Raw genomic sequence first — 3347 nt, 5'->3', positions numbered from 1 at the left:
GGTACAGCCCGTTGGTGGGGAGCCCGGCGGTGTCCATGGCGTGCTTGAGGTCCGGGGAGATGGGGGCGGCGTCCTGCGGGGAGGCGGGGGGGGTGGGGGGTGGGGGCGGGAGTGTACCCATGGAGGGCCCTCTTTCTGGTGGATCTTCTTCGGACACCTTCACGATGACGCGTGCCGTCCTACGCTCACCAGGAGTTGGGTTTCCGGAGGGGAACGGGGAACGTGGCATATGCCCGCGGAGAACGAGATCGACCCGAGCGAGAGCCTGGAGAGCTTCATCGCCGACCTGGTCCGGGATGCACGCAAGCGGCTCGGGTGGCGGCAACAGGACCTCGCGGCCAAGGTGTTCAGCAGTACGACGCGTATCTCCGAGATCGAGAACGGTGATCCGCCAGACCTGAAGCTCGGGCGCCAGATCGACCAAGTGCTGGAGCTGGGCGGGAAGCTGGCGAACCTGCTGACGATCCGGGACCGGGTCGCTTTCCGCGACTACGCGCAGGGGTTTCTGAGGGATCAGGCGCGGGCGCGTGCCATCTACGAGTTCTCCCTGGTGATACCCGGCCTGTTGCAGACCCCGGAGTACGCGCGAGCGATCATGAAGTTGGAGGATCCCGACGAAGTCACCGACATCGAGAGCTCCGTCCAGCGGCGAAGCGAACGCCAGGCCGTGTTCGACGGGCCGCAGCCGCCCTGGTTGTGGATCGTCCTCGACGAGTCGGCCCTCACGAAGGTGATGGGGTCGAAGCGGATCATGCGCGAACAGATCGAGTGGCTGCTCGAAGCCACTGAGAGACCGTTCATCAACGTGCAGGTCTTGCGCACCGACCGTGCGGTCATCCGCGGATCGGTGAGTCTGCTGACCCTGCCTTCGGGCGACCGAACCGCCTACACCGAGGGATTCGGCACCGGTCGCTACGTGGTCGAAGCGACAGAGGTCACTCTCTTCCAGAAGATCTATGATCGGCTTCACGCCGACGCCCTCGGGGTCGATGAATCACGAAAGTTCATGCGTGACGTACTGGGGATGCACGATGACTGAGCCCATATGGCACAAGAGCACGTACAGCGGCAACAACGACAACTGCGTCGAGGTCGCCGACAACCTCCCCCTCGTCCGCGTCCGGGACACCAAGGACCACGCCAGGGGCGAGCTGACCGCCGCCCCGGCCGCCTGGTCCGCGTTCACCGCGTTCGCGCGGACGCACGAGGTCTGACCCTCCTCCGCCTACTCCCGGCTCGTGTAGTGGCGTCTCGCCCAGAGGGGGAGCGCGAACCAGAGGGTGAACAGCCAGACGCCGACGGCACCCGCCAGCCAGGCGGCGAGCGCGTCGTCGAGGGCCACCCGCAGCAGCATGAGCAGGGTCAGGACGGTGGTCACCGCGAGGAGCAGCAGCCCGGTCCTGGCCATCCGGGCGGCGATCACCACCGTCTGCGGCTTGATGCGGCGGCCCGCGACCGCCCGGTGCAGGGCCACCGGGCCGATGAGGGACCCCGCGCTGGCCGCGCCCAGGACGACCGCGGTGACGTAGAGGGCGCGGTCGGTGTCGCCCAGGTCGGTGAAGGCGGGCTGGAAGACGGCGATGAACAGGACGCCGAAGAGGATCTGCACGCCGGTCTGGGCCACCCGCAGCTCCTGCAGCAGGTCGACCCACATCCGGTCCGCGCGCTCCTCGGCCGACTCGTCGCGCCCCCGGCGCGGGGCGGAGGGCCCGGGCGCGGCGTCCCCGTGGCCTTCCGGTTCCGGTGCCATGACGCGCTCCTCGCCAAGGTTCCCCACGGCCCCCAGGGAAAGTCTCCCACCGCCCCGGGCGGGGAGCGAGGCGTGCCCCTTCGTCCGTTCGGCCCCGCCCCCGTGCGGGTCCCGGGGGCGACTGCTGTGCTGGGCGGGACACCCCCGCGCGTACAGGAGCGACACCATGGCCGTCATCGTCACCGTCGAGATCCCCGGTGTGACCGAGGAGCAGTACGAGGAGCTCATGCGGCAGCTCGGGGGCACCGACTGGTTCCCGGCGGACGGGCTCATCGCGCACGCGGCCGGACCCGACGGGGAAGGGGGTTGGAAGGTCGTCGACTTCTGGGACTCCGAGGACCAGTTCCTCGCCTTCGTGGAGCGGGCACGGCCGATCATGGAGCGGGCCGGCATCTCGTCGATGCTGCCGACGGTGCAGCAGGCCGTGAACGTCGTCCTGCGCTGACGGCGCGCGGGCCGGCCGAAACCTTTCCGCGCTGACGGCGCGCGGGACGGCCGAAACCCTTCCGCGCCGACGGCGCGCGGGGCCGTCGAAAACCCTTTGCGGCGGGCGGGGCCCGGGGGCCAGGCTCCTCGTCCATGACCAGTCATCCTCCGCACCCGCCCGTCGCGTCCGTCGCGGACCTGTTCGCCGCCGACGGGCGCCTCAAGGCGGTCCCGCGCCGGGCCGCCCGTCGCGAGGCGCTGCTCGCGCACCTCGCCGCGACCCTCTTCGAGACCGGCCGGACCTACCGCGAGTCCGAGGTCAACGAGGCGCTGAAGGGCGTGCACGAGGACTTCCCGGCCCTGCGCCGGTACCTCGTGACCGGCGGCTTCCTCTCCCGTACGAAGGACGGCGCCGCCTACCGCCGACAGCAGCGGACCGGCACTCCCGGAGGCGCGATCCCCGCCGTCGCGTGACGGCGGGCCCGGTGGTGGCCGGCCTCCTGGCCGGCTACGGCATCGCGATCCCGGTCGGCGCCGTCGGCGCCCACCTGGTGGCGGTCGCGGCCCGTTCCCCGTGGCGTACGGGGGCGGGCGCGGCGCTCGGCATCGCCACCGCGGACGGGCTGTACGCCCTGCTGGCCGTCCTCGGCGGCGCGGCCCTCGTCCCCCTCCTCGCCCCGGTGGCGACCCCCCTGCGCCTGGGCTCGGCCCTGGTCCTCGTCGCGCTCGCGGCGCACTCCGCGTGGCGGGCCGTACGGGCGTACCGCGGCGGTACGGCCCCGGGGCGGGAGTTCTCGCCGGCTCCCCGGCGCGCGTTCCTCGCCTTCCTGGGGATCACGGTCCTCAACCCCCTGACCGTGCTCTACTTCACCGCCCTCGTCCTCGGCGGCCGTCCGGCGACGGGCCCGGCCGGGGCGGCCGCCTTCGTCCTCGCGGCCTTCGCCGCCTCCGCGAGCTGGCAGCTCCTCCTGGCGGGAACGGGCACGCTCCTGGGTCGTGCCGTCACGGGCCCCCGGGGCCGCCTGGCGACGGCCCTCGCGTCGAGCGCGCTGATCGTGGCGCTGGCGGTGGGGGTGGTGGTCTGAGCGGAGGCCGGGAGCGGTCGGGCCGGTCAGCGGCCCCGCCGCGCCCCCGCCGCCAGGGCCGCCGCCCCCCCCAGCCCCACCAGCGC

6 protein-coding genes are annotated in these 3347 nt (G+C 72.4%); 5 read left to right on the top strand and 1 reads right to left on the bottom strand.

The genetic code is table 11. The features are described 5' to 3' along the window. Positions 1–229 precede the first annotated feature (229 nt). Complete coding sequence (locus tag ADL08_RS08795) at positions 230–1039, top strand: Scr1 family TA system antitoxin-like transcriptional regulator (protein WP_053641512.1); 810 nt, start codon at positions 230–232, stop codon at positions 1037–1039. Next, positions 1032–1214 carry a DUF397 domain-containing protein gene (locus ADL08_RS08790; RefSeq protein ID WP_053641511.1) on the top strand — a complete coding sequence of 61 codons (183 nt, stop codon included), beginning with the start codon at positions 1032–1034 and terminating at the stop codon, positions 1212–1214. The genes ADL08_RS08795 and ADL08_RS08790 overlap by 8 nt, the downstream gene beginning before the upstream one ends. Positions 1215–1225: 11 nt before the next feature. Here the strand turns inward: ADL08_RS08790 and ADL08_RS08785 are convergent, their stop codons facing one another. Then, positions 1226–1750: a DUF6328 family protein gene (locus tag ADL08_RS08785; protein ID WP_053641510.1), complete on the bottom strand. Its 525-nt coding sequence runs from the start codon at positions 1748–1750 to the stop codon at positions 1226–1228. A 166-nt stretch (positions 1751–1916) separates the two neighbouring features. Between ADL08_RS08785 and ADL08_RS08780 the strand changes: the two genes are divergently transcribed. The 3 genes from ADL08_RS08780 (at position 1917) to ADL08_RS08770 (ending at position 3261) form a co-directional block, all read left to right on the top strand. Next, a complete protein-coding gene (locus tag ADL08_RS08780) occupies positions 1917–2195 on the top strand; it encodes a hypothetical protein (RefSeq protein ID WP_053641509.1) in 279 nt (92 codons plus the stop codon). A gap of 134 nt (positions 2196–2329) precedes the next feature. Next, positions 2330–2650 (top strand): DUF2087 domain-containing protein, encoded by a 321-nt coding sequence (locus tag ADL08_RS08775; protein ID WP_053641508.1) that lies wholly within the window; start codon positions 2330–2332, stop codon positions 2648–2650. Beyond that, positions 2647–3261 (top strand): LysE family transporter, encoded by a 615-nt coding sequence (locus ADL08_RS08770; RefSeq protein WP_053641507.1) that lies wholly within the window; start codon positions 2647–2649, stop codon positions 3259–3261. The genes ADL08_RS08775 and ADL08_RS08770 overlap by 4 nt, the downstream gene beginning before the upstream one ends. The last annotated feature ends 86 nt before the right edge of the window (positions 3262–3347 follow it).

Origin of the sequence: Streptomyces sp. NRRL F-6492 (assembly GCF_001280125.1) — a bacterium.
In the GTDB taxonomy this organism is placed as follows: domain Bacteria; phylum Actinomycetota; class Actinomycetes; order Streptomycetales; family Streptomycetaceae; genus Streptomyces.
The sequence above is the reverse complement of the archived record's forward strand: the minus strand, read 5'-3'. Positions and strand labels throughout refer to the sequence as shown.